This is a genomic window from Streptomyces sp. NPDC050619 (assembly GCF_040654815.1).
GTDB lineage: Bacteria > Actinomycetota > Actinomycetes > Streptomycetales > Streptomycetaceae > Streptomyces.
This window is the reverse complement of record NZ_JBFAIR010000001.1, coordinates 191,365-216,429: the sequence shown is the minus strand read 5'-3', so window position 1 is coordinate 216,429 and position 25,065 is coordinate 191,365. Positions and strand designations below refer to the sequence as shown.

Below are 25,065 nucleotides of genomic sequence, written 5' to 3'. Positions count from 1 at the left end.
GGACGCGCCGACATGCCGACCTGCCCGAACGGACACCAGTCGGGTTCCGACGACTGGTGCGAGGTCTGCGGTCACCGCATGGCCGGTGCCGTGCCCCCGCCCCCTCCGCCGCCGCCCCCGGGCGGAGGTTACGGCTTCCCGCCGCAGGGCCCGGGCACGCAGCCCGGTCAGCCCGGCGGGCGTCCGTCGCACCTGTCCGCCGTACCGGACCACGAGCCGGAGCTCTGCCCGCAGTGCCGTACGCCCCGCGAGGGCGGCGCGCCGTTCTGCGAGGAGTGCCGGTGGAACTTCCTGACCAACACGGCGACCTCGTACACCCCGGCCGCCCCGCCGCGTCCGCAGGGGCCCGGTGGCCCCAGCCCGGCCGTGCGCTTCCAGCAGCCGCCACCGCCCGGGCCGTCCTACGGCGGCGGCGGTGACTCGTACGAGTACCAGAGCTCCCGCCCGTCGCAGATGAACCGTCCCGCCGAGCCGATCCCGCCGTTCGGCGGGCAGCAGTCGGGGCCTTCGGGGCCTGGTGGCGGTCCGGGGGGACCTGGTGGTCAGGGTGGCCCGGGCGGGCCTGGTGGATATGGCGAACCTGGTGGGCCTGGTGGGCCCGGCGGATATGGCGAACCCCGTGGGCCTGGTGGGCCCGGCGGGCCCGGGCCCTACGGCGCCGACCCGTCGCGGCCGGTTCCGCCGCCGCCCGGTCCGCCTCCGTACGGCGGCCCTGGCGGCCCCGGTGGGCCCAATGGGCCGGGCATGCCCCAGGCACCCCAGGCGTTCCAGCAGCCCGGTCCGTCGGGTCAGCCCGGTCCGCCCGGATACCCGCAGGAGACGAACCGGCCGCAGCAGGGCGGTCCGTCCTTCGGCGGCGGTGACGACGACTGGGTGCTCTCCCCGCCGTCATCGACCGCACCGGGCGGTCCCGGCGGTCCCGGTGGCCCCGGCGGTCCCGGTCAGGGCGGTGGCTATGGCTATCCGCAGCCCGGCTCGACCCAGGCCCCGCCCGGCCCCGGCTACCCGCAGCAGCCGTCGACCTGGACGGCGACCGTCGGCCCGGACCGCGAGTACTTCATGGCGATGATGCAGCGCTCGGGGCCCGAGGCCGCGGGCCTCAACCTGCCCGCGTACTCCCCCGAGCAGCAGCGCCCCCTCACCGGCAACCAGGTCACCATCGGCCGCCGCCGCCACTCCACCGGCGACACCCCTGACATCGACCTGTCGGTGCCGCCGGAGGACCCGGGCGTCTCGCACCAGCACGCGGTGCTGGTCCAGCAGCCCGACGGCAGCTGGGCGGTCGTCGACCAGAACTCGACGAACGGTACGACGGTCAACGGCGCGGAGGAGCCGATCCAGCCGTTCGTCCCGGTGCCGTTGCAGGACGGGGACCAGGTGCACGTGGGTGCCTGGACGACGATCACGGTACGCAGGGGCTGACGGCAGGGGTTGACCGCAGGGCTGACCCCTCCGAATCATGCGAGGGGCCAGGCGTACGGCCCCTCCGGATCGTCCATCCACGCCCACTTCTGCTCGCCCCTGACGGTGAGGCCGTACCGCTCGCGCTGGGGCTGCCCCTCGCGCTCCCACAGCGCGTACGCCTCCTGCGGATCGAGGCTGCCGCGGGTCAGTGTCAGCAGGAACCGGAAGAGTTCGTTCTCCCGGGCCCGGCGCGGCACGCCGCCCAGCGGGGGCGACTCCGGTTCGGGCCTGGCGCCGCGCAGCGGCACGAAGTAGGCGGGTGTGTGCAGGAAGCGGCCCTCGGCATGGCCGGTGTCGCGCACCGTGAGAACCACCAGTCCCGTGGCGAGCGGGGTCAGGATCCTTGCGCCGGGGCGGCACTGGGCCAGCCAGGCGCTCGGGATCGTCGGCAGTGTGCAGGTCGCGATGATCCGGTCGAACGGGGCGCGTTCGGGCACCCCGCGCGCTCCGTCGCCGGTGACGACGACGGGGTGGTATCCGGCGGCGGCCAGGTGCTGTCGCGCGGCCTCGGTGATCTCCGGTTCCAGCTCGACGGTGGTGACGAGGTTGTCGTCGCGGAGCCGGTGGGCCAGCAGGGCCGCGTTGTATCCCGTGCCCGCGCCGATCTCCAGGACCCTGTTGCCGTCCTCCACCCGCAGTTCGGCCAGCATCATCGCCATCAGCGAGGGCTGGCTGCTGGAGGAGACCAGTTCGCCGTCGCGCAGCCGGGTGGCCAGCGGGGAGTCGGCGTACGCGCCGCGCACCCAGCGCTCGCGGGTGCGCGGATCGGGACTCTCGCCCCACCGGCGCTCGTAGCCGCTGGTGACGGCGACGTAGTAGTACGGCACGAAGAGGTGCCGCGGGACTGCCGCGAACACCTCCCGCCACGCCGGATCGGCGTTCCAGGCCCCACTCCGGTCGATCTCGCGCACCAGCGCCGCCCGGGCCGAGGCGGCGAGGTCGGCGAGGCCCTTGGCGTCCAGGTCGAGATCGTTCGCGCTCATAGGTCCACTGTCCTGCGGAAGTCGTGGGGAAGCGAGCTGTTTCGTCAGTACTTGTCCGGGAGTCGTCCCTTGTCCGGGAGTGGTCCTAGGCCTTGAGTCCTGGGCCGCACGGTCTGAGAGCATGGAGGGCGTGAAAGAGATTCGGCGCGGCACGCTTCAGGAGCAGACCTTCTACGAGCAGGTCGGCGGGGAGGAGACCTTCCGCCGCCTCGTCCACCGTTTCTACGAGGGAGTCGCCGAGGACCCGGTCCTGCGGCCCATGTATCCCGAGGAGGACCTGGGTCCGGCCGAGGACCGCCTCACGCTCTTCCTGATCCAGTACTGGGGCGGCCCGACGACGTACAGCGACAACCGCGGCCACCCCCGCCTGCGCATGCGCCACGCCCCGTTCACCGTGAACCGCGAGGCGCACGACGCCTGGCTGCAGCACATGCGGGAGGCCGTCGACTCGCTCGGCCTGTCCGAGGAGCACGAGCACACGCTGTGGAGCTACCTGACGTACGCGGCGGCCTCGATGGTGAACACACCGGACTGACCATCGCACTGACTACTTCCGCACGGACGCCGATCACAATCCGGTCAAGCCCGGTCCAAAACCGCTCACCCCTGCCCTGTCTCCTCTGACAACATCGTTCAGAGATGTGCACAACGGCGGGGGGCCGAGTGACGGGGTTGGGCGGAGCCGCGAGATTCGTGCTCCTGCGCGCACGGGCACACCGCCTGCTGCTCGCCGCCGCGCTGCTGACGGTCCTGCTGACCACGGCGGTCCTGGCCACCCTCGCCGCCTACTCGGGCGCGATCGGCGACGCGGCCCTGCGCCATTCCTTACGTGATTCCCGCAACGCCGCCGACACCGCGCTGATCGTCAAGGCCGACGTGTCCGAGGACGGGCGCAAGGCCGCCGACACCGCCGTACGGAACGGGGCCCGGAAGACCTTCGACGGGCTGCCGGTGACGGTGCGGACCCTGGTGCGGTCGGGCCCGTACGCGCTGCCGCGTTCGCTGCAACCGCGCGGCGAGCGGTCCGGGGACCCTGATCTGACCCACTTCGCGGCGCTGGACCGCACGCAGGTGCGGGTCGTCGCCGGACGGCTGCCCCGCCCGGTGGCCGGAGCCGTCGAAGTGGCCCTCCCGCAGACCGCGGCCCGGCGCCTCAGCCTCGAACCCGGCGCCCGCCTCACCCTCACCGACCGGCTCGACGGACCGACGGTGCGCGTCACGGTCACCGGCCTGTACCGGCCCGTCCGGACCGACGCCCCCTACTGGCAGCTCGACGACCTGCGCGGCCGGGGCATCACCAAACTCGACTTCACCGCCTACGGGCCCCTCCTGGCCGATCCCGGTGTCCTGACCGGCGGGAGGGTGAGCTCCGGGTCGTCGGCCTGGCTGGCCTCGGCCGACTTCTCGACGCTGACCACCGAGCGGATCGACGCGCTGCGCGAGGCGGCCCGGGCGGGAAGCGCGGGACTGCGCGGGCAGCCGGCGCTCAGCGGCACGACGGCCGCGGCTACCGAGCTGCCCCAGGTCCTCGACCGCATCGACCGCTCGCTGCTCGTCTCTCGCTCCACGCTGCTGATCGTCGCCCTCCAGCTGGTGCTGCTCGCGGGCTGTGCCCTGCTCCTGGTGGCCCGGCTGCTGAGCACCGAACGCACCGGCGAGACCCGCCTGCTGCTGGCCCGCGGCGCCTCCCGGCCCCGGATCGCGGGCCTCGCCGCCCTGGAGGCGCTGCTGCTCGCGGTCCCCTCGGTGATCTGCGCGCCCCTGCTGGCGGGACCGCTCACCCGGCTGCTGGCCGTGCAGGGGCCCCTGGCCCGGATCGGGCTGCGTCTCGAGGTGCCGGCCGGCGGGGCCATGGGGGTGTGGCTGGTCGCGGCGGGCGTGGCGCTGGGGTGCGCGCTGGCGGTGACGCTGCCCGCGCTGGCCTCGGTCGGCTTCCGTGCGCGCCGGGCCCACGCCCTGCCCTCCCTGGTGCGCTCCGGCGCGGACCTCGGGCTGCTGGCGGTGGCCGGGGTCGCGTACTGGCAGCTCGACGGCCAGACCTCCGGCGTGGTGACCGACAACAGCTCGGGCACCCTTGGCATCGACCCCCTGCTGGTGGCGGCCCCCGCCCTCGCGCTGCTGGCCGGGACGGTCCTGACGCTGCGGCTGCTGCCGCCGATGGCGCGGCTCGCCGAGCGGCGGGCGGCCGGCGGACGCGGGCTGACCGCGGCGCTGGCGGGCTGGCAGATCGCCCGCCGCCCGATGCGCGGTGCGGGTCCGGTGCTGCTGCTGGTCCTCGCCGTCGCGCTGGGCATGCTGGCGATCGGGCAGGGCGCCTCCTGGGACCGTTCGCAGGACGACCAGGCGGACTTCACCGCCGGCGCGCCGGTGCGCGTGCTCGCCGCCGGGGACGCCGGTCTCGGCCGCACCGACGAGTACGCGGCCGTCCCGCACGTACGCGAGGCCGCCCCGGCCGTCCGTACGGAGCTGCCGCTGTCCGGCGACCGTACGGCGACGGTGCTGGCGCTGGACACCGCGCACGCCGCCGACGCGGTCCTGATGCGGTCCGACCTGGCGTCCGCACCGGTACGGCCGCTGCTGGCGGGGCTGGGCCCGAAGGAGCCGTCCGCGGGGGCGAAGGTGCCCGCGGGCACCGCCCGGCTGCGGCTGGCGGCGACCCTGACCGGCTCGGGCTCCGCCCGGACGGCGGACGTGACGGCCACCCTGGAGGACCGCTGGGGCACCCCGTACCGGGTCCCGGCCGGCGAACTCCCCGCCGACGGCCGCAGGCACACGCTGGCCCTCCCCGTCGGTCCGGGCCCGCTGACTCTCACCGGACTGGAACTGGTCGTGACCCAGCCGAGGGGCCGCGCGCAGCAACAGCGCCTTGTGCTGGACGAGTTGACCGCCACGGCCACCGACGGGACGGTGCGGCGGGTGCCCCTGCCCACGGACTGGACCGCCGTCTCGAGCAGCGACCAGGTGTCGTCGCCGGACGACACCATGACGCCGACGAAGCCGCGCCCGGGCACGTCGTCCGGGCGGCCGGTGGTCGAGTACGGCACGGGGTACGTACCGCGCGAAGACACCTGGGTCATCGGGTCGTTGACGGTGCGTCTGCGGGTCAACCAGCCCAAGGCGGCCGAGGTCACCGCCGTCGCGACCGACGCCTTCCTCGCCTCGGCGGGCGCCCGCCCCGGGCAGCGCGTGGACGTGGCCTTCGGCGGCCAGAGCCTGCCGGTGCGGATCGTGGACTCGATCCGGGCGCTGCCGACGACCGAGGAGTCGAGCGGCGGGGCGCTGTTCGTCGATCTCCGGTCGGTGAACCGGGTGCTGGAGGCGCGGTACGGGGCGAGCGTCACGCCGACGGAGTGGTGGCTGCGGCCCGGGCCGGACTCAGGCGACACAGCTCGGGTCGCCGCCGCGTTGCGGGCGCGGCCCGACATGGATCCCGCGCTGGTGGTGGTGCGGGACGAGCTCGCCGAGCAGTTGCGCGACGACCCGTTCGGCGCGGGCCCCGAGGCGGCGTTCGCCGTGGCGGCCGGGGTGGCGGCGGCGCTGGCCGCGGTCGGTTTCGCGGTGAGCGCGACGGGCTCCCTGCGCGAGCGTGGCCCCGAGTTCGCCGTACTGCGCGCCCTGGGCGCCCAGCGCCGCCGGCTGGCCCGCACGATCGCCGTCGAACAGGGTGTCCTGGTGGCGCTGGCGCTGCTGGTGGGCGCGGCCCTCGGCGCACTGCTGACCCGGGCCGTGATCCCGCTGGTCGTGCTGACCTCCGAGGCCACGCGCCCGGTGCCGGGCGTACTGGTCGAACTCCCGATCCCTGAAGTCGCCGCCCTGCTGGTGGCCGTGGCGATCACCCCTCTCCTGGTCACAGCGGCTCTCGCGGTGCGCCGCGCGGATCCGGTGACGTCGTTGCGCGAGCAGGGGGGTGAGTAGGGCGAAGAGGAGAGCGGTGAGTCGGGCGGTGAGTGGGGCGGTGAGTCTGGCGGTGAGGAGAGGGGTGAGCAGAGCGGTGAATGAGGTGAATCCGGACGAGTCCCGCGGGGGCCGTACCCGCCCGCGGCCGGCGCATCCCCCCGTCGCCCCCTGGATCCGCACCCGCCTGCGGGCCGCCCCCGGTGCGGCCTGGGCCCTCGCGCTGCTGGTGGCGCTGACCGCGTGTCTGGCCGCCGCGTTCCCCCGGGCGGTGGACCGGTACGAGGACGCCGGTCTGCGTCGAGCCGTCGAGCAGGCCCGCCCCGAGCGGACCACCCTTCAGTTCGCCACCCAGCAGCCCGACCCCTTCCTGCCCCAGGCGATGCGGGAGGACGCCCTGCGCCCCGCCACCCTGAACAGGCAGTACGCCAAGATCCGCGCCACCGTCGAACGACCGCTCACCACCGACCCCGCCCAGTCGACGTACGGCGTGCGCAACGCCAATGACCTGGAGGTACCGGACCCCTGGCTCCCGAGGCCGACGGGACTGCCCGCGCAGGTGGCCCTCGTCGCCCAGCCCGGCCTCGCCGACCACGCCGGGATACGCGCGGGCCGCCTTCCGCGCGCGGACGACGAGATCACCGCCGGGACAGCCGAGGTGGAGGCCGCGGTCACCGCCGAGACCGCCAAGACCCTGCGTATCAAGACCGGTTCGGTGATCCACGTACCCGGCCTGGACCGCGATCCGCTCGCCGTCCGTGTCACCGGCATCGTCACCCCGCGCGACCCGGCCGGCGCCTACTGGTCCACCCAGCCCCTGCTGCGCACCCCCTCCCTGGTCCGCCTGCCGGGGCCGGCCGCGGACGCCGACCGGTACTGGCTCGGCGCCCTGCTCCTCGCCCCGGACGCGGCCCCCGCCCTGCTGGGCACCCCCGGAAACCCGCGGCGCTACTGGCAGTTGGCGCCCGCCACCGACGCCCTGCACGCCCACGACGTGACGGCTCTCCACTCCGCGATCGCCTCCCTGGAGACCGGGCCGGGGCTGTGGAAGATACGGACGGTGACCGGCGGCCCCACGGACGCGGGCACCGACCTCGACGACGTGCTCACCTCCTACACCCGGCTGCGCGAGGGAGTCGCCCCGCTGGTCGCCGTCGCCGCGTTCGGTACCGGGACGGTCGCCGTCGTCGTCCTCCTGATGGCGGGCGGCCTCGCCGCCGACCGCCGCCGCACCGAACTCGCCCTCCTGCGCGCCCGGGGCGCCTCCCTGCGGGGCGTGGCGGGGCGGCTCTTCGCCGAGACGACCGTGATCGCCCTGCCCGCGGGCGCCCTCGGCCTCACGGCCGCCCTGCTCGCGCTCCCCGCGGCCCGCGCCCTCCCCCCGATCGCTGCGGCCACGGCGGTCACCGCCGTCGCCTGCGCCGCGCTGCCCCTGCGAGCGGCAGCGGCGCACCGGGTGGTCCGCGTCCACGGCGGCCGCACGGACGTGACATCCGTACGTCCCTCCCGGCGCCGTACTGTCGCGGAACTCACCCTGGTGATCCTGGCGGCCACAGCGGTCGCGACCCTCCGCAGACGCGGCACGTCGGGCCCGGGCACCGACCAACTGGTGTCGGCGGCGCCGGTGTTGGTGGGGGTGATCGCGGCGCTGGTCCTGGTCAGGCTCTATCCGCTGCCGCTGCGCGCGCTGGCCCGACCGGCCGGCCGGCTGCGGGGGGCGGTGGGCCACCTCTCCCTGGCCCGCGCGGGCCGCACGTCCGTCTCGGCCGTGCTGCCCCTGCTGGCGCTGCTGACCGCCCTGACCACGGCGGCCTTCGGCGGCTCGGTCCTCACCGGCGTGCGCGAGGCCCGCGACCACGCGGCCCTCCTCTCCATCGGCGCCGACGCCCGTATCGAGGCGACCGGCGCACTGCCGTCCACCCTGCCCGAGCGGATCCGCCGCTCCCCCGGCGTGCGCGGACTGGCCGAGGTGAGCATCGCGTACCAGGCGAAGCCGGACGACGACCGGCAGTCGGTGCCGGTGGTGGGCGTGGACCCCGCGGACTACGCGACGCTGGCGGGACAGACCGGCCTGGGCGCCTTCGGGGAGGGCGAGCTGAGGCGGCCGGCCGCCGACACGGCCACAGCCCCGCTTCCCGCGCTGGCCTCCCCGGCCACCGCCCGGACCTACGGCACCCGGCCCTTTCCGGTACGCCTGGAGGACGGCACCACGGTCACCGTCCGGATCACCGCCGTCCGGGACCGGACACCCGCGGTGACCGGCACCGACTTCCTGGTCGTGGACCGCGCCGGACTGAGCGCCGCCGCGGCCCGGCCGACGGCACTGCTGCTGACGGGCGATCACCTGGATGCGGCCGCCCTGCGCCGGGCGGCGGGCGATTCCGTGTCCGTCAGCCTGCGGGCCGAGGAACGCGCGCGGTACGTCGACTCGCCCCTCCAGTCCGGCGCCGAACGCATCTACACCGCCGCGGTCGCCGCCGGCGCCGGCTACGCCGTCCTGGCCCTCCTCCTCGCCCTCCTGCGCGCCGCCCCCGAACGCATCGCCCTCCTCGCCCGCCTCCGCACCATGGGCCTCACCCGAGCACAGGGCCGCCGCCTCCTCGTCCTGGAGTCGCTGCCCCAGGCCGTCCTGGCCGCGGCAGGGGGCGCGCTGACGGGCTGGGCCGCCATCCGCCTCCTCTCCCCGGGCATCGACCTGACGACCATCGCCCTGGCGTCGGCGCAAGGCCCCGCGGGAGAGGCCGCGTTGCGGACGGACGCGCTGTCACTGACGCTGCCGGCGATCGCCGTCCTGCTGCTGGCGGTGGGGGTGGCGGTGGCTCAGGCGTGGTGGTCGGGGCGGAGGGGGTCGGTGCGGGAGTTGAGGGCGGGGGATACGAGATGAAGGGGGACACGAGTTGAACCCGGGCGACGGCGACTGTCGACGAACTCCCCTCGAGACGAACTCCCCTTCAGGAGACACCGCATGACCACGAACCCGACCCTCACCGACCTGGCCCATCGCGCCGAACAACACCGCAACCGCCCCGCCTACGGCCACGACGCCCTGATCAGCTGCGACCGCCTGGTCCGCATCTTCACCACGGACGGCATAGAAGTCCAAGCCCTCCAAGGCCTCGACCTGCTGGTCCGCGAGGGCGAACTCATGGCCCTCGTGGGCGCCTCCGGCAGCGGCAAGTCCACGCTCATGAACATCCTCGCGGGCCTCGACACCCCCACCGCGGGCGCGGCCCGCGTGGCCGGCCGCGACCTGCTCACCATGACGGCCAAGGACCGCCTCGCCTACCGCCGCGAAGTCGTCGGCTTCGTCTGGCAGCAGACCGCCCGCAACCTCCTCCCCTATCTGACCGCCGCCCAGAACACCGCCCTCCCGATGCAACTGTCGGGGCGGAGAACCCGTGGCACATCCCGCCGCGCCCGCTCCGAACGCGCCCTGGAACTCCTGGAGTTGCTGTCAGTCGCCGACTGCCGCGACCGTCGCCCGCACCAGATGTCCGGCGGCCAGCAGCAACGCGTCGCCATCGCCGTGGCCCTCGCCAACGCCCCCGCGGTCCTGCTCGCCGACGAGCCCACCGGCGAACTCGACTCCCACACCGCGGAACAGATCTTCGCCGCCTTCCGCACCGCGAACGAGCAGCTGGGCACCACCATCGTCATCGTCACCCACGACCAGGCGGTCGCCGGCGAGGTCCGCCGCACGGTCGCCATCCGCGACGGCCGTACCTCCACGGAGGTCCTGCGCCGCAGCGAGGTCGACGCGACGACCGGCCACGAGACGGTGGTGGCCCGCGAGTACGCCATGCTCGACCGCGCGGGCCGCCTCCAGCTGCCCGCCGACTACACCCGGGCCCTGGACATGCGCGACCGCGTGGCGCTGGAACTGGAACCGGACCACATCGGCGTCTGGCCGGACGACAGCGACCGGCCCAGCGAAGGGCTCGCCGCGGGCAGCGGGGCCGACGGCCCCGACGAACGGCTCAACGAACGCTGAGGCCGAGCGCCCCGACCCCCGCCCGCCGGACGGCGATCGACCCGTACGGCGTCCGCAGCCTGAGCCACGCGCCGGAGGAGAACAACCCCAACCCGCCCTCGCCCCGCAGGAATCCCAGCGACTGCGCCGCGTGCACGGCCCGCACCGGCAGCCCGGTGGCCCCCACCGTCCGGGACCAGATCTCCCGCCCGACCCGGTCGAGTTCGGCCCTCGTACGCTGCTCGGGCGTCAACTCCTGTGTGCGCGACCGGAATTCGGCGACCCCGGCGGCGACCATCGCCCGCAGTGCGTCCGGCGCGGGCAGTCCCGTCTCCGGTTGCCAGCCGCCGCGCGGCGGCAGCACGCCGGCCCACGGCGGACCGGTGACGGCGGCCGGCACCAGCGCCGTGGCCCCCGTCTCGTCGATGGCCTCCAGGAGCTCACCCGCGGACACGGTCACATCCAGCGTGTCGTCGAGCCCGTTCTCGTAGGGCTTGGCGAGCCGGACCGCGCGGATCGCCAGCACCTCGAAGGACGGCGGCCGCCCGAAGACGGCGAGCGCGGTGCCGGCCGCCTGGAGACGCACCGCTGCTCCACGGTCGTAGTGGAGCAGCCGGGAGAGGAAGGCGGCGAGGTCCGCTGCCTCCCCCTCGTCGGCGAGGTGGAGCACCGTCATGCGGCGGCGGCCTCCTCCTCGTCGTCGGCCGTGTCATCGGCGTCACCGGCAGCGGAGTCGCAGTCGTCCATGTACTCCTGGAGGAACTCCTTCTCCTCCGCGGTGATCCGGCGCGGCCGCTGCGCCTCGAAGTCGAACGGCACGATCACCGTGGCGGCCCGGACGTAGACCTGGTCCGGGTCCTTGACCTCGTAGGCGAGCGTGAAGGACGCCGCCCTTATCTGCGTCACCCACAGCTCGACGTCAACGGGTGTGTGCCGGTGGACGAGCTGCCGCTTGTAGTCGATCTCGTGGCGCGCCACCACGGACCCCTGCTGGAAATCCTTGTCCGGGCGGAACAGGAAGTCGATACGGGCTTCCTCCAGGTAGCGGAGGAACTCCACGTTGTTGACGTGGCCGTACGCGTCCATGTCCGCCCAGCGCAGCGGGCAGCGGTAGATGTGCCGCAAGAGATCAGCCCCGGGTCAGCTTCTTGTAGGTGGCGCGGTGCGGACGCGCGGCATCCGCACCGAGCCGCTCGATCTTGTTCTTCTCGTACGACTCGAAGTTGCCCTCGAACCAGAACCACTTGGACTCGCCCTCGTAGGCGAGGATGTGCGTCGCCACGCGGTCCAGGAACCACCGGTCGTGGGAGACGACCACGGCGCAGCCGGGGAACTCCAGCAGCGCGTTCTCCAGCGAGGACAGGGTCTCCACGTCCAGGTCGTTGGTCGGCTCGTCGAGGAGCAGCAGGTTGCCGCCCAGCTTGAGCGTGAGCGCCAGGTTCAGCCGGTTGCGCTCACCGCCGGACAGGACACCGGCCGGCTTCTGCTGGTCCGGCCCCTTGAAGCCGAAGGCCGACACGTACGCCCGCGAGGGCATCTCGACCTGGCCGACGTTGATGTAGTCCAGCTCGTCCGAGACAACGGCCCACAGCGTCTTCTTGGGGTCGATGTTCTCGCGGCTCTGGTCGACGTAGGAGATCTTGACGGTGTCGCCGACCTTGATCGAACCGGAGTCGGGCTCCTCGAATCCCTGGATCATCTTGAACAGCGTCGTCTTGCCGGCGCCGTTCGGGCCGATGATGCCCACGATGCCGTTGCGCGGCAGCGTGAAGGAGAGGTCGTCGATGAGCACCTTCTCCCCGAAGCCCTTGCTGAGGTTGTTGACCTCGACGACGATGCTGCCCAGCCGCGGCCCCGGCGGAATCTGGATCTCCTCGAAGTCCAGCTTCCGCATCTTGTCGGCCTCGGCCGCCATCTCCTCGTAGCGGGCGAGGCGCGCCTTGGACTTGGCCTGGCGCCCCTTGGCGTTCGACCGCACCCACTCCAGCTCTTCCCTGAGCCGCTTCTGCCGCTTGACGTCCTTCTGGCCCTCGACCTTGAGCCGGGCGGCCTTGGTCTCCAGGTACTTGGAGTAGTTGCCCTCATAGGGGAAGAGGCGGCCGCGGTCGACCTCACAGATCCACTGCGCGACGTTGTCGAGGAAGTAGCGATCGTGGGTGACGGCTACGACGGTGCCGGGGTACTTGGCCAGGTGCTGCTCCAGCCAGTTCACCGACTCGGCGTCGAGGTGGTTGGTGGGCTCGTCGAGCAGCAGCAGGTCGGGCTGCTCGAGCAGGAGCTTGCACAGCGCGACGCGGCGCTTCTCACCACCGGAGAGGTTGGTCACGGGCCAGTCGCCGGGCGGGCAGCCCAGCGCGTCCATGGCCTGTTCCAGCTGGGCATCCAGGTCCCACGCGTTGGCGTGGTCGAGCTCCTCCTGAAGCTTGCCCATCTCATCGAGGAGCGCGTCGGAGTAGTCGGTGGCCATCTGCTCGGCGATCTCGTTGAACCGGTCGAGCTTGCCCTTGATCTCGGCGACCCCTTCCTGGACGTTCTCCAGGACGGTCTTCTCCTCGGTCAGCGGAGGCTCCTGGAGCAGGATGCCGACGCTGTAACCCGGGGTGAGGAAGGCGTCACCGTTCGACGGCTGCTCGATACCCGCCATGATCTTGAGGATCGTCGACTTGCCGGCGCCGTTCGGGCCGACGACGCCGATCTTCGCCCCCGGGAGGAAGCTCGTCGTCACGTCGTCGAGGATCACCTTGTCGCCGTGCGCTTTACGCGCCTTGCGCATGGTGTAAATGAACTCAGCCAAGAGAAACCGTCCGGCAGCTTGAAACTGGCAGTGGGCAGATACACCCCATCTTGCCTGACGTCCACCCTTGGGTGGTAACCCATATGGTCGGGCCTCCGGCCCAAGGCGTGAGATAGGGCTATGAGTGAACCCGTGTCTCCGCCCGGCCCCGCTGTTCGCGTCCGCCTGATCCAGGAGAAGAACGCCTGGCTGTGCACCATGCGTCCGGACGGCTCTCCCCATGTGACGCCGGTCTGGTTCGTCTTCTTGCGGGACACCTGGTGGGTCGGGGCGGACGGAGGTTCGGTCAAGGTCCGCAACATCGAGAAGTTCTCGCGCGTCTCCCTGGCGCTGGAGGACGGCCGGTTTCCCGTTGTCGCCGAGGGGGAGGCGGTGCTGCACCGCGGTGCGTTCCCCTCGGAGATCACGGAGGCCTTCGCCGCGAAGTACGACTGGGATGTCTCCGCCCCGCACAACCGGGGCGGAGACCGCGTCCTCGTCGAAGTTCCCGTACGGCGCTGGTTGCTCGCCGGTGTGGCTCAGTGAGCCCTCCCCGGCCAGAGAGTCACCGCCACATCACTCACTGTTGAGTTGACAAGGTTCCGTACCCCTCAGTCCGGACCACTCAGTCCCGACCAACTCAGTCCCGACCAACTCAGTCCCGCGTCGGCGTCTGCCTCCCGCGGAGGACGACCAGTGCCGCGCCGCCGATCACGACCAGGGCGATGGCCACGCCCGCGATCACCAAGGTCGCGCTGGAGCCGCCGGTTTCGGCGAGGTTCACGTCCGTCGCGGTGCCGCCCACCGTGGCCGGTCTCGGCTCGCTGAGCGTCTGGGCCGAGTCGCCGCTCACGCTGCCCTGTGTCCGGCAGTCGAGGAGGCCGGTGAACCGCTCCTCGAAGCCGCCCGGCCCCTTGATCGTGAAGTCGTACGCCTGGTCCTCCTGCAACGGGACCGTCACCGTCCGGGACTCGCCCGCCGCGACGGCGTACCGGATGCCCAGCAGCTCGAAGGTGAACGTCTCGTCGCCCACGTTGGCCGCGGTGAGGTCCAGGCCGCCCTTGGCGCAGTTCTTCTTCGCGGACAGAGCGGGTATCGCGCCCTGCTTCGCCCAGGCCGCGGCGGCTGTCGCCGAGACCGTCGACTCGCTGGAGCCGGCCAGGATCTGCGTCTGGCTACGGCTCTCCGAGGCGAAGGCCCGGCCGACCGGCACGGTCGTCGAGGCCTGCGCCGTCAGTTCGGCCGAGCCGGCCGCCGCGTCCTCGGGCACGTCGAAGAACACCTGGCTGCCGTCCACCGCGGACGTCATGGCCTTGCCGTCCTTGCCGACGATCCGCACCCCGCTCGTGGCGGCGTCCGCCGGCGGCGTCACCGTCACGCTGCCGGCGTTGGTGTGCACCGTGACCGGGCCGAGCAACTCCCCGGGGTGACCGGAGACCGCGGGCGGGTCGAGCGTCAGCGAGGCCTTAGGCTCCGCCATGTTCCGGGCGCTCTTCTGGAGGTGGTCCGCGAGCTTCTCGGCCTGCGGGTCGACGGCGTCCACGTCCGCGCCGTCCGAGTAGCGCCAGATGGCCACCTGGGTGCCGGCCGCCGCGTCCTGCTCGGTGAGACCGCTGCCCACGCCCGCCGCGGCGGCCAGCGCCGCGAGGTCGTTGACCTGCGGGTAGGAGTGCTGCAGGATCCAGCGGATCTTTCCGGCGTCCTTGTTGACGCCGAGCGAGGTGCCGCTCCAGGGGGTCTCGTGGTACTTGGCGTCCCGCTGTGTGGGGTTGTGGAGGTCGACGCAGTACGTCTGCAGGGTGCCGCCGCCCTCGACGGACATCTCGAACAGGCCCGCCGACACCGTCAGGTCCCCGGCCTCGTCGTGGATCACGGCGTCGCCGTACGTCTTCAGGCCACCTATGGTGGCGGTCGCCCCGCCCTGGTTCTGCGCCGTCTCGTCGGCGGAGGCCGTACCGGCACCGGCCATCACACCGACGGCGACGAGCCCGGGCACCAATGTGGCGGCGACGAGGCGGGCCGCCCCTCGCTTACGTGCCGACAGCGCGGCAGAGAACGAAGAAAACACAGAATTCCCCTTCGAGCAGGACCCGTTGACGTGGGGGGGTTACGGTCCCACCAGCAGAATCAGAAGCCCCGAGAGCTACGTTCGGCATCCTAGGGACGCGGCGCACCGCGCTTCCCGGGGATGCTGTCGGTCAACCGATCCGACTCGGAATCGTTATCGCCGAGACCGCCCGCGAGCAGGGCTTATCGACAAATCCACCGTGATCGCACGGAACGCATTCGTCGATAAGCCGCAGTTCGGTCAGCTCCCGGTCAGCTCTCGCCGGCTTCGGCCGATGGCTGACGTCACGTCACTCCCGCCGGTTCGGGGGCCCGTTGGGCAGCCGGGTCGGCGGGAGATGTCTCCCAGGTCGGCTCCGGCTGCGAGGGCGCGCCGGCGGTCGCCGTCTCCCCCTTGTACGTGCGCTTGAAGGCCGAGGTGCCCCGCGCGAGGTCGTGGCCGATCGCCACCGCGTCGATGTCCGCCGAGGTCCAGTTCTGCGACGAGCCCTCGCGCACGTCGGTACGCACCTTCAGCCTGCCCTGCACGACGACGGGGTGGCCCACGTCGAGCGACGCCATCACGTTGGCGGCGAGCTGCCGATTGGCCCACACCGTGAAGAAGTTGGTGTGGCCGTCGGTCCACGTACTCTTCTCGCGGTCCCAGTAGCGCGAGGTCGCCGCCAGCCGGAAGCGCGCCGACGCACCCGACGCCAGCTCCAGGAACACCGGCCGTGTCGCCACGTTGCCCACCGCGCAGATGACCGTCTCGTTCATCTCGAATCCCTCCCGCGCCCGGCCACTCACGCCGAGCGGATACACGTACGGGCCCGTCCCGTACGGCTGCGTCTGCTGTGACGACCGCGTCCGTCGCGATCGCCGCAGAGCCAGACTGCCTCCGTCGGGCCGAGCCCGCTGGGCGCTGTGGACCACCGCCCACCTGTGGAAAACTCCGTCACCCGGACGAGGGACTCATCCACCGGCCCACCCACCGAACCACCCACCGGCCCATCCACCCCGGCCCCGCCCGGCCCCGCCCGGGCAAGGCTCACCTCGCCTCCGCGCCCACCCCCACCACCCGCCCGTACTGCTCCCGCACTTCCCGGTACCGCAGCAACTCCGAGGCCACCGGATCCAGCACCCGGGCCCGCCCGCATCCCGCGGCCGCCGCTCTGAGCCTGCGCTCGGCCTCCACGCCGTACCGTCGCGCGGGCCCCCGCGCCGCCATCCGGCAGCTCCACTCGACGAGCGGGCCGCCGATGATGCCGGCCACCATCAGCAGCACCGGGACCCCGAGATTCGGCGCCATGAACCCGATGATCTGCCCCAACAGCCACAGGCCACCGACGACTTGGAGGATCGTCATGGAGGCCTGCGCCAGGACGGCCGCCGGCCACCAGCCCGGCCGCGGCGGGCGCCCCGGCGGCAGTCCCGCCCGCGCCGCCAGCTCGTCCAGCGCCTCGGGCAGCCCCTGCGAGCCGCGTACGGCGGCCTCCCGCACCGCCTGCGCCCACGGCGCGGGCAGCCCGGTCGAGGCCCGGTCGGCCAGCGTCCGCACCGCCTGCTCGACCCGCTGGCGCGCCGTCGCCTCCTCGTCCGCCTGGGAGCGCAACGGCAGTCGTCCGGTGGCAGGTTCACCCCGGTCCTCGTACCAGCGCCACAGCCGCAGCCAGGGCGTCCCGCACGCGCGGTTGGCGTTGCGCAGCCAGGCACGTTCGGCCGCCTCCCCCGCCGCGGTGGCGCCCACCGCGTCCGCGAGCCGGGCGGCGAACTCGTCGCGCGCCTCCTCGCTGAGCCCGGTCCGCCGCCCCGTGGCGTAGACGGGCCGCAGCCGCCACGCGGCGCCGTCCACATCGGCCGAGATCCGCCGCGCCGCGGCCCCGCGCTCGGCGACGAACTGGCCGAGCACCTCGCGCAGTTCGCCGACGCCGTCCCCGGTGAGCGCGGACAGCGCCAGCACGGTCGCGCCCGGTTCGCCGTACTCCCCCAGCGCGATCCCGTCCTCGTCGAGCAGCCGCCGCAGGTCGTCGAGGACCTGCTCGGCGGCCTCCCCGGGCAGCCGGTCGATCTGGTTGAGGACGATGAACATGACCTCCGCGTGGCCCGCCATGGGCCGCAGATAGCGCTCGTGCAGCATGGCGTCGGCGTACTTCTCCGGGTCGACGACCCAGATGACCGCGTCGACGAGCGCCAGGACGCGGTCCACCTGCTCGCGGTGCTGCACTGCGGCCGAGTCGTGGTCGGGCAGGTCGACCAGGACGAGCCCGCGCAGCTGCGCCTCCGCCTGAGGGCTCTGCACCGGGCGCCGCCGCAGCCGGCCCGGGACGCCGAGCCGGTCGATGAGGTTCGCCGCTCCGTCGCTCCAGCTGCACACGATGGGCGCGGCCGTGGTGGGCCGTCGTACGCCCGTCTCCGAAATGGTCACTCCGGCGAGCGCGTTGAACAGCTGCGACTTGCCGCTGCCGGTGGCGCCCGCGATGGCGACGACGGTGTGCTGCCCGGACAGCCGCCGCCGCGCCGCCGCCTCGTCGAGGACGCGGCCCGCCTGGGCGAGCGTCCTGCTGTCGAGCCGCGTCCGGGACAGCCCCACCAGCTCGCGCAGCGCGTCGAGCCGCGACCGCAGCGGCCCGTCGTACACGAGCTGGGTCATGGCCTGCGGACTGGGCGGCCGGGTCTCCACGACGGCGACATGCTGCGCGGCGCTCTCCTCGGTGACCCGCCGCGCGATCAGGCCGTCATCCCAGGCGCTCTCGGAGTCGGTACGACCGGCGGTGTCGTCGTTGCTCTCCACGCGCGCGTGGCGGGCGTTGGCGCGCTTCTCGGGTACGTCAGACCCCTCGGGCTCCTCGCCGTTGACGGCATCCTCCTCAGGGACGACACCGGCGACGCGGTCGACAGGATCTGCGGGGTCTACAGGCTCGCCAGGAGCGACGCCTTCAGGACGCTCGTCCCCGCGGCCCGCGTCACCGGCGTGGTCCGCACGCTCGGTGTGGTCGTGCTGCTGATTCTGGTCCTGGTCTGTGACGGCGCTCACCGGTCACCTCTCCTTCTGCAGTACGGACAGCGCGGCGATGAGTTCGGCCTGGGGTTCGGGGTGTACGTCGAGAGCGTCGAGCGGGGCGAGGCGGCGCTCGCGTTCGGTGTGCATGACCCGGTCCACATGGTCGGCGAGCATCCGCAGGCCCCGGTCGCGCAGCCGCAGCGCACCGTGCGCGCCGATCCGTTCGGCGAGCCCCTCACCGGCCGACCGCGCGCGGCGACCGCCCAGCAGTGCGGTGGCGACGAGAGCGGCGACCACCTCGGGATCCGGCGCGACACTCCGGTCGAGCTCGCGCACCTCCTCCTCGGCGCACTCCTCGAGCTCCCGCCGCCACCGCCGTACGGCCATCCCGATCCGGTGTTCCGCGCTCTCCAGGGACGGATCACGGTTCGCCAGTTCCGGGGCCCGCGCTGCCGGTTCGCGCCGCCAGGCCTCGTCCACGCGCTCGTCGGCGGCGGTGACCGCGCACAGCAGGAGCGCGGCCAGGCTCTCCACGAGCGCGTCGAGGAGTTCGCCGGCGGTGCAGTCGAGCGGAAAGGCACGCCAGCGCTTCAGGGCGTCGCCGGCGAGCACGGCACCCGCCTGCAAACGCCCCCGCACGCGCGCGTGCTCGCTGTCGTAGGCCCCCTCGACGGCGGTGGTGAGCCGCAGCGCGGCCGCGTACTGGGCGGCGGCCGCACCGGCCAGCTCGGGCATCCGGGCCTTGAGGGAGTCGAGGACGCCGTACGCCGTACGGGCGAGGGAGTACTGCCGGGCGACGGGGTCCTGCGCCTGATGGACCAGCCAGGTCCGCAGCGACGCCACCGCGGTGGCCGGCAGGAGCCCGCCGCCCCAGGCCGACTCGGGCAGTTCGGGCACGGTGAAGCGCGGTACGTCGCCGAGCCCGGCCTTGGTGAGCAGCGCGCCGTACTGCCGCGAGACCTCGGACACGACCTGGTGGGGCACCCGGTCGAGCACGGTCACGAGGGTGGCCTTGTACTCCTTGGCGGTGCGCAGCAGATGCCAGGGCACGGCGTCGGCGTAGCGGGCTGCCGTCGTGACCATGACCCAGATGTCTGCCGCGCAGATCAGCTCGGCGGCGAGGACGCGGTTGTCCGCGACGAGGGAGTCGATGTCGGGGGCGTCGAGGAGGGCGAGGCCGGGCGGCACGGTGTCGGCGGTCTCGATCCGCAGCACGCGCGTGGGGTCCTCGCCGGGCAGCAGGAGCTCGTCCCCCGGGTCCCCCGGAGGCACCCACACGCGCGTGAGGTCGGGCAGCACCCGCATTCCGCTGAACCAGTGATGGTCCTCCGGATGGCACACCAGCACGGGGGTCCGCGTGGTCGGCCGCAGTACGCCCGCCTCGCTGACCCGCCGCCCCACGAGCGAGTTGACGAGCGTCGACTTCCCGGCCCCGGTGGATCCCCCGATGACGGCCAGCAAGGGCGCTTCGGGTTCCCTCAACCGGGGCACCAGGTAGTCATCGAGCTGGGCGAGCAGTTCGTCGCGGTTGGCACGCGCGCGTGGGGCCCCCGCCAGGGGCAGCGGGAAGCGTGCGGCGGCGACACGGTCGCGCAGGGCGGAGAGTGCGTCGAGCAGCTGAGGCCGTACGTCCAAGGTCACCACATGCGAAGAATGCCCAATTTTAGGGGAATTCTGAAGCATATGCGCATGTCTGCGCGCCGACGGAACACAAGGGACGGAAGGGGCGACTGGGACGCGGGCACGGTTCAGGCATAACGAGTGCACAACACCGGGGGCGCGAGGGCTCAAAAGCGGTGCACGATTCGCACCTGCCTGCGATTATCAGGACCGCTTCACCGAACCTCCACATCGAGCCACGGAGGCGAAGCAACAGGGACATGGAACCGGGAGCCCTATCCTTGTCCCCGGCAACGTCACGGATCGGCCCACACCCGGGCACCCACGACAGAGGCCACCACACCGGCCCCCGTAGCTCAGTGGATAGAGCAGGCGCCTTCTAAGCGCTTGGCCGCAGGTTCGAGTCCTGCCGGGGGCGCCAACAGGATCTGTACGTATACGGTGCGTAGCTGCCCCCTGGCGGACCTGCGGCTTCGGCATGGCATGCATGGACTCTTGCATCCGTGAGCTGGATGACCTCGGAGTCGGACGCCCGGGCTCGGCGACGTCTACCGCGTCCAGCTCCGCGAGGGTGGCGAGCGCGGCCTCTCGCTCCGTCTCCAGCTGGTTGTACTTCGCGCGCAAGCCCTTGGTGAAGGGGTCGTGGGGATCGCCGGTCTCGGCCTGGCGCAAAATGTTCTGCTGTCGGTTCGAGAGTCCGTCGAGAGTGTGCTGGAGCTGCTCTCGCTGGGCCTGGCGCTGTCTTGCTGCCCGGTCGTCGTCCCTCGACAGCTACCGCGAGCTGGACACCCTGGTGGCAGCCGCCGGTCTCGACCCGTACGCCGAACACCGCGACCGTCTCTACGCCAGCGCCCACAGCGGCAACCTCGCCGCACTCGCAGCCCCTTCCCTCGACATCCTCACCGTCCGCGAGGAGGAGCACCGCTTCACGTTCGCCGGGCTCGACCACGCCGCTACGTGGTGGCCCGCGCCTGCGGAGGAGTTCCGTGGTGACCTTCATCAAGCGCTACGAGACCGCTGAGGCAGCCGCCGCTGCCGACGCCACCACCGATGGCTCGCCACCCACGCAGGGCCGCTACGCCAGCCGGAGCTGACGGCGATCGCCCCTCAGACCCCGACGTTCACCCGTGTCGAAGGCCGCCACGCCGTGCCGGACGACCTGCCGGTACTGGCCGGCCTGCTGGGCGACGCACACGGCGCGGCCTGGTCGGACCGCCTGTACCGGCCTACCCCGGCCCGACCCCACACCTGACTGATCCAGTTCTGTGAGAAAACCTCACTGTGTGGTGATCGACTACACCGGCAAGCGGCTGCTGTCCCGCCGCGTGGCCAACGACGAGACGGAACTGCTCCAGCTCGTGGCCGATGTCCTCGCGCTGGGCAAGGTGACGGCCTGGGGCATCGACCTGGCCGACGGCGGTGCCGCCCTCATCATCGAGATCCTGCTCAATCACGGACAGCACCTGCTCTACATCCCCGGCCGCTCCGTCAACCGGGCCTCCGAGAGCTACCGGGGCGACGGCAAGACGGACGCGAAGGACGCGGCGGTCATTGCCGACCAGGCCCGTGTCCGCCGCGATCTGATGCCCGTGCGGCCCGGGGACGAACTGGTCACCGAGTTCAGTCCGGGCGCAGGGCCGCCGGCTGGTGCTGGCCCGTGGTCGACGATCAGGACGACCGCTTCGTCGTCGGCGAGGCCAACCATCAGGTGCTGTCCGGCCGGGTGGCCGCCGTCGTGCACCACGGGGGCGCGGGCACCACGACGACGGCCACACGGTCCGGCGCGCCTCAGGTGGCACCGCAGTTGGCGGACCAGCCGTACTGGGCGGGCCGGGTGGCCGACCTCGGCGTCGGTGTGGCGCACGACGGTCCTACTCCGACCTTCGAGTCCCTGTCGGCCGCGCTCAAGGCGGCCCTGGCCCCCCGAGACGACCGCACGGACGCAGGACATGGCCGGCACGGTCCGCGCCGACGGCAGCCGCGAAGCTGCTCCTCGACGCGGTCTGAGGCACCGGTCAGGCCAGGGCGTTCGCCAGGCGCCGTACGGGAGTTGTGTCCGGGTCGACCAGGAAGGCGGGGCGGGTCAGGCGCGTCGGGGCGTTGGACACCGAGTTGTAAGTGAGCAGGAGTACGGCGCGACGGTCGTCGGACGTGTTGTTCGTGGACGAATGCACGATCGACGGATGGAAGGCGGCCACGGTTCCCGCCGGTCCCAGCAGCCGTCGCGCCGGGAACCTCCCCGCCAGCTCGTGTATCTCCTCCTCCGGGATGATGTAGGTGAGTCTGGCCGAGACATGGTCCTGCCAGTCCCGGCCGGACCTCGCCGCCGCCTCGTTGGCGGCCACGAGACCCAGCGTGTGCGAGCCCGACAGCACGGTCAGCGGGCCGTTCGACTCGTGCACATCGTCGAGGTGCAGGGCGATGTTCACCGCGTCCGGCGCCGGCATGCCGTCCTCGTGGGCCCAGAACGCGTAGTCCTGGTGCCAGGGCCACTCCCGGCCCTGGCGCGGGGCCTTGATGTTGACCTTGAACTGGTAGAGGTAGACCGGCCCGCCGATCAGGCCCTCCGCCAGGTCCAACAGCACGGGGTGGCGCACGAGTTCGGCACAGACGTCGTCGTAGCGGTGACAGCCGTGCAGGGCGCGGACCGTCCGAGTGCCCTCCTCGTACACCACTTCCGGACGCGCGCTGCCGGAGATCGCCCGGATGCTCGCGCGGACCTTGGCGAGCGCGTCCGGGCCGAGCCTCTGCGGTGCCACGAACCAGCCCTGGTCCGCGTATGTCTCCTGGCTCCTCATCGGCGGGGCACCCTCACACGACGTCGGACGGCGCCGCGGCGAGATGAGTGGCGTCGCCGATGGACCGTACGACCATGCGGTCGTCCTTGACGGCGAGCACGGAGACGCTGGTCAGCGGGAGGATCATGTCCAGTTGGCCCCAGCCCAGGTTCATCAGGCTGCCGAGCAGGATGACCAGAGCCGAGTCGTGCCCGACCACCGCGATGCGGGTCGTCCCGTCGGGCGCCGCCGGGGTGGCCACGACGGCTGCCGCGACCGCCTCCCGCATGCGCTCGGCGACCTCCTTCTCCGGTTCGGGGAAGGGGTACACCCCGTGCGGCTTGAGTTCGCTGGGCCGCCCGTCGTCCCAGTTGGTACGCACCTCCCGCAGCCGCGGATCCGTCTGGACGCGCAGGCCGTGCTCGGCGGCGACGGCCGAGGCCGTCTGCTGGGCGCGGTTGGCCCCGCTGGCCCACACACCGTGCAACGGCACGCCCGCGAGCCGGGCCGCCAGGAACCTTGCCTGTGCTCTGCCCTTGTCGGACAGCGCCGGGTCGCGCGGGTCGCCCTCGTAGTCCTCGAGCCCCTTGTAGGAGTCGGCGTGCCGGATCAGCCAGACCTCGCTGACACCGGGGACCCCCACGAGGTAGCGCTCGTACACCGAGCGCATGACCTGAAGAAAGCTGTCGCGTCCGTCGCTCACGTCGTTCTCCGATCCGTCCTTCACCGGTTCAGCCGGCGGTGCTGCGGCATTCGATGACGGCCCACACGTCCCCCGCGGGGTGGATGCCGACGATGTCGAAGCCCGCCCGCGCCAGCACGTCGTCCCACTGGGCGCGGGTCCGGTGCTCGCCCTCGACCAGCACCTGCATGTCCAGGTCCAGCACCTTGCCGAGCTCCCCGGTCTCACCGATGACCGAGTCCAGGATGAGCAGTCGGGCCCCTGGGGTGTCGCCCATGGCCTGGCGAATGCGCGAGAGCAGGCGTACGGCGTCCGCGTCCGCCCAGTCCTCCAGTACTCCCCTGAGGACGTACGCGTCGCACCCGGCGGGGAGGATGTCGAAGAAGTCCCCGATCCGCACCTCGACCCGGTCGCTCAGATTCTGCGTCGCGAGGAACTTGTGGGCGCTGTCGGCCACGGCGGGCCCGTCCACGAGCACCCCGGTCGCCGACGGAACCGCCGTCAGCACGCCGCTCAGGAACTGCCCACGGCCGCCGCCGATGTCGGCGAAGCGGGAGAAGCGCGAGAAGTCGAACGACGTCAGGAAGTCGTCGGCGAAGTACTGGCCGAACTCCACCATCGCCGCGTCGAACTCGTCGCGGACTTCCTTCTTCTGGGGGCGGGCGAGGAAGTCGTACAGCGGTTCCTGGTGCCGCAGTTGGAACGCCGGAACTCCCGTGCGGACCGACTCCACCAGGCCTCCGTAGGCGGCGAGGACGTCGGGTTCGCAGAAGAACGTCGTCATGCCGCGCATGCTGCGGGGGTGGCCGGAGCGCAGCAGGTCGCCCATCGCGGCCAGGGCGAAGCTGTCGTCGGGTTCCTCCGTCAGGGCGTCGACGCCGGCCGCCGCGCGCAGCAGTCGGCGGAGCCGATGCGGGTCGGAGCCGGTCGCCGCCGCCAGGTCCGCGGTGCTGCGCGGCCCGTCGGCGAGGAGATCAGGGATGTTCAGCTTGGCCACGGCATACAGCACGAAGGCGACCTTGAGATCGACGTTGTACTGGTAGAGCCGTTGGGCCGCGGCGCGTTCGGGGTTCTCGATCGATTCCGACTGCATGTGTCCTCTCTCGGTGGGGGTCGTTACGTTCGGCGCAGGGACGAGAGGTACCCGCGCAGGATCCGGGCCGTGCGCTCGGCGCTCCAGACCGTCGCCACCTCGGGGTCCTCCAACGGCGCGGCGGCGGCGATGCGTCGGAGGACGGGCCGGTGTAGCTGGCGTTTGGACAGGGCGTACACCTCCGGTGGGGCTGAGCAGAGTTCTTCCGTCCGGCGCAGTGCGGCGGGCAGCAGCCGGTCGGGCTCGACGATCTCGTGCACCAGGCCGATCGGGACGGCCTCCTCGGGCGTGCGACGGCCGGCCCCGAGGACCATCGTGTCCAGTGCCGGGCCGACGGCGTGGCGCATGACCTCAAGGCACGCCGTGGGGAACGGCACTCCGGCGGCGAGCTCGGTGAGCCCGATGGTTCCGCCGCACATCAGCCGCAGGTCACAGGCGGCGGCCAGCACGCATCCGCCGGCCAGCGCATGGCCGTTCAGCGCGGCGACGACCGGCTTGGGATGCCCGAACAGGGCGAGCGTCGCGCGATGCAGCGCCGGCAGGAACGCCTCGACGTACCGCGGACCGCCCTCGACGATCCGCTTCAGGTCCACCCCTGCCGAGAACGTCCGTCCGCTGCCGGTCAGCACGACACCGCGGGAGTCGGCGGCGTCCGCCAGGGCCTCGGGCAGGGCGGTGAGCAACTCCAGATCCAGGGCGTTCACCGGTCCATGACGCAGCGTCAGGACGATGATGCCGTCGTGGTCGGCCGTATCGATCACC

20 protein-coding genes, 1 tRNA gene and 1 pseudogene are annotated in these 25,065 nt (G+C 72.6%); 10 read left to right on the top strand and 12 right to left on the bottom strand.

From position 1 onward, the window contains the following. Positions 1-12 precede the first annotated feature (12 nt). Positions 13-1,422, top strand: coding sequence for an FHA domain-containing protein (locus AB0I77_RS00975; protein WP_363280132.1), 1,410 nt, complete (start codon positions 13-15; stop codon positions 1,420-1,422). 35 nt (positions 1,423-1,457) lie between these two features. Here the strand turns inward: AB0I77_RS00975 and AB0I77_RS00970 are convergent, their stop codons facing one another. Further along, on the bottom strand, positions 1,458-2,447 hold the full coding sequence (locus AB0I77_RS00970) for a methyltransferase domain-containing protein (RefSeq protein ID WP_363280131.1): 990 nt from the start codon (positions 2,445-2,447) through the stop codon (positions 1,458-1,460). Between the two features lie 121 nt (positions 2,448-2,568). Between AB0I77_RS00970 and AB0I77_RS00965 the strand changes: the two genes are divergently transcribed. The 4 genes from AB0I77_RS00965 to AB0I77_RS00950 all read left to right on the top strand — a co-directional run bounded on the left by AB0I77_RS00965 (position 2,569) and on the right by AB0I77_RS00950 (position 10,332). Continuing rightward, complete coding sequence (locus AB0I77_RS00965; RefSeq protein WP_363280130.1) at positions 2,569-2,982, top strand: globin; 414 nt, start codon at positions 2,569-2,571, stop codon at positions 2,980-2,982. 104 nt (positions 2,983-3,086) lie between these two features. Beyond that, on the top strand, positions 3,087-6,362 hold the full coding sequence (locus tag AB0I77_RS00960) for an FtsX-like permease family protein (RefSeq protein ID WP_363280129.1): 3,276 nt from the start codon (positions 3,087-3,089) through the stop codon (positions 6,360-6,362). Between the two features lie 154 nt (positions 6,363-6,516). Continuing rightward, entirely contained in the window at positions 6,517-9,225 is a 2,709-nt protein-coding gene (locus AB0I77_RS00955) for an FtsX-like permease family protein (RefSeq protein WP_363280538.1), read from the top strand. 81 nt (positions 9,226-9,306) lie between these two features. Continuing rightward, complete coding sequence (locus AB0I77_RS00950; protein WP_363280128.1) at positions 9,307-10,332, top strand: ABC transporter ATP-binding protein; 1,026 nt, start codon at positions 9,307-9,309, stop codon at positions 10,330-10,332. Here AB0I77_RS00950 and AB0I77_RS00945 read toward each other — a convergent pair. From AB0I77_RS00945 to ettA, 3 genes are read right to left on the bottom strand one after another with little or no spacing between them, the layout of a single operon-like run. Beyond that, entirely contained in the window at positions 10,319-10,987 is a 669-nt protein-coding gene (locus AB0I77_RS00945) for a hypothetical protein (RefSeq protein ID WP_363280127.1), read from the bottom strand. The two genes, AB0I77_RS00950 and AB0I77_RS00945, sit on opposite strands and share 14 nt — an antisense overlap. After that, complete coding sequence (locus tag AB0I77_RS00940) at positions 10,984-11,436, bottom strand: thioesterase family protein (RefSeq protein WP_363280126.1); 453 nt, start codon at positions 11,434-11,436, stop codon at positions 10,984-10,986. Before AB0I77_RS00940 ends, AB0I77_RS00945 begins: the two co-directional genes overlap by 4 nt. A 4-nt stretch (positions 11,437-11,440) precedes the next feature. After that, positions 11,441-13,105 (bottom strand): energy-dependent translational throttle protein EttA, encoded by a 1,665-nt coding sequence (gene ettA / locus AB0I77_RS00935; protein ID WP_363280125.1) that lies wholly within the window; start codon positions 13,103-13,105, stop codon positions 11,441-11,443. A 120-nt stretch (positions 13,106-13,225) separates the two neighbouring features. On the opposite strand from ettA, the gene AB0I77_RS00930 reads away from it, so the two are divergent. Further along, a complete protein-coding gene (locus tag AB0I77_RS00930) occupies positions 13,226-13,630 on the top strand; it encodes a pyridoxamine 5'-phosphate oxidase family protein (RefSeq protein ID WP_363280124.1) in 405 nt (134 codons plus the stop codon). Positions 13,631-13,739: 109 nt separating this feature from the next. On the opposite strand, the gene AB0I77_RS00925 is transcribed toward AB0I77_RS00930, so the two are convergent. The 4 genes from AB0I77_RS00925 to AB0I77_RS00910 all read right to left on the bottom strand — a co-directional run bounded on the left by AB0I77_RS00925 (position 13,740) and on the right by AB0I77_RS00910 (position 19,775). After that, complete coding sequence (locus tag AB0I77_RS00925) at positions 13,740-15,152, bottom strand: Cys-Gln thioester bond-forming surface protein (RefSeq protein ID WP_363280123.1); 1,413 nt, start codon at positions 15,150-15,152, stop codon at positions 13,740-13,742. 284 nt (positions 15,153-15,436) lie between these two features. Further along, positions 15,437-15,907, bottom strand: coding sequence for a single-stranded DNA-binding protein (locus AB0I77_RS00920; protein WP_363280122.1), 471 nt, complete (start codon positions 15,905-15,907; stop codon positions 15,437-15,439). A 271-nt stretch (positions 15,908-16,178) separates the two neighbouring features. Continuing rightward, positions 16,179-18,164, bottom strand: a complete 1,986-nt coding sequence (locus AB0I77_RS00915) for a YfjP family GTPase (protein ID WP_363280121.1) — start codon at positions 18,162-18,164, stop codon at positions 16,179-16,181. A 3-nt stretch (positions 18,165-18,167) separates the two neighbouring features. After that, a complete protein-coding gene (locus AB0I77_RS00910) occupies positions 18,168-19,775 on the bottom strand; it encodes a dynamin family protein (protein ID WP_363280120.1) in 1,608 nt (535 codons plus the stop codon). Between the two features lie 321 nt (positions 19,776-20,096). On the opposite strand from AB0I77_RS00910, the gene AB0I77_RS00905 reads away from it, so the two are divergent. From AB0I77_RS00905 to AB0I77_RS00890, 4 genes and pseudogenes are all read left to right on the top strand, one after another. Continuing rightward, a tRNA-Arg gene (locus AB0I77_RS00905) sits at positions 20,097-20,172 on the top strand. Positions 20,173-20,544: 372 nt separating this feature from the next. Further along, complete coding sequence (locus AB0I77_RS00900) at positions 20,545-20,772, top strand: hypothetical protein (protein ID WP_363280119.1); 228 nt, start codon at positions 20,545-20,547, stop codon at positions 20,770-20,772. A 244-nt stretch (positions 20,773-21,016) separates the two neighbouring features. After that, positions 21,017-21,361 (top strand): annotated as a pseudogene (locus tag AB0I77_RS00895) (IS110 family transposase); the annotation flags it as partial. A gap of 47 nt (positions 21,362-21,408) precedes the next feature. Further along, complete coding sequence (locus AB0I77_RS00890; protein ID WP_363280118.1) at positions 21,409-21,873, top strand: nucleotide disphospho-sugar-binding domain-containing protein; 465 nt, start codon at positions 21,409-21,411, stop codon at positions 21,871-21,873. On the opposite strand, the gene AB0I77_RS00885 is transcribed toward AB0I77_RS00890, so the two are convergent. From AB0I77_RS00885 to AB0I77_RS00870, 4 genes are read right to left on the bottom strand one after another with little or no spacing between them, the layout of a single operon-like run. Then, positions 21,767-22,549, bottom strand: a complete 783-nt coding sequence (locus tag AB0I77_RS00885; RefSeq protein WP_363280117.1) for a phytanoyl-CoA dioxygenase family protein — start codon at positions 22,547-22,549, stop codon at positions 21,767-21,769. The genes AB0I77_RS00890 and AB0I77_RS00885 overlap by 107 nt on opposite strands. A 13-nt stretch (positions 22,550-22,562) precedes the next feature. Further along, positions 22,563-23,231 carry an 8-demethyl-8-aminoriboflavin-5'-phosphate phosphatase gene (rosC, locus tag AB0I77_RS00880; protein ID WP_363280116.1) on the bottom strand — a complete coding sequence of 223 codons (669 nt, stop codon included), beginning with the start codon at positions 23,229-23,231 and terminating at the stop codon, positions 22,563-22,565. A gap of 28 nt (positions 23,232-23,259) precedes the next feature. Further along, positions 23,260-24,303 carry a N,N-8-amino-8-demethyl-D-riboflavin dimethyltransferase RosA gene (rosA, locus tag AB0I77_RS00875; RefSeq protein WP_363280115.1) on the bottom strand — a complete coding sequence of 348 codons (1,044 nt, stop codon included), beginning with the start codon at positions 24,301-24,303 and terminating at the stop codon, positions 23,260-23,262. Positions 24,304-24,326: 23 nt separating this feature from the next. Continuing rightward, positions 24,327-25,064, bottom strand: coding sequence for an enoyl-CoA hydratase/isomerase family protein (locus AB0I77_RS00870; protein ID WP_363280114.1), 738 nt, complete (start codon positions 25,062-25,064; stop codon positions 24,327-24,329). Position 25,065: the final 1 nt, after the last annotated feature.

Bases quoted from the DNA above. Each gene is read 5' to 3' on its own strand.
- AB0I77_RS00965 (WP_363280130.1), top strand. From the start codon at position 2,569: ATGGAGGGCGTGAAAGAGATTCGGCGCGGCACGCTTCAGGAGCAGACC.
- AB0I77_RS00920 (WP_363280122.1), bottom strand. From the start codon at position 15,907: ATGAACGAGACGGTCATCTGCGCGGTGGGCAACGTGGCGACACGGCCG.
- AB0I77_RS00975 (WP_363280132.1), top strand. From the start codon at position 13: ATGCCGACCTGCCCGAACGGACACCAGTCGGGTTCCGACGACTGGTGC.
- AB0I77_RS00885 (WP_363280117.1), bottom strand. From the start codon at position 22,549: ATGAGGAGCCAGGAGACATACGCGGACCAGGGCTGGTTCGTGGCACCG.
- AB0I77_RS00950 (WP_363280128.1), top strand. From the start codon at position 9,307: ATGACCACGAACCCGACCCTCACCGACCTGGCCCATCGCGCCGAACAA.
- AB0I77_RS00930 (WP_363280124.1), top strand. From the start codon at position 13,226: ATGAGTGAACCCGTGTCTCCGCCCGGCCCCGCTGTTCGCGTCCGCCTG.
- rosA (WP_363280115.1), bottom strand. From the start codon at position 24,303: ATGCAGTCGGAATCGATCGAGAACCCCGAACGCGCCGCGGCCCAACGG.
- AB0I77_RS00970 (WP_363280131.1), bottom strand. From the start codon at position 2,447: ATGAGCGCGAACGATCTCGACCTGGACGCCAAGGGCCTCGCCGACCTC.
- AB0I77_RS00960 (WP_363280129.1), top strand. From the start codon at position 3,087: ATGTGCACAACGGCGGGGGGCCGAGTGACGGGGTTGGGCGGAGCCGCG.
- AB0I77_RS00945 (WP_363280127.1), bottom strand. From the start codon at position 10,987: ATGACGGTGCTCCACCTCGCCGACGAGGGGGAGGCAGCGGACCTCGCC.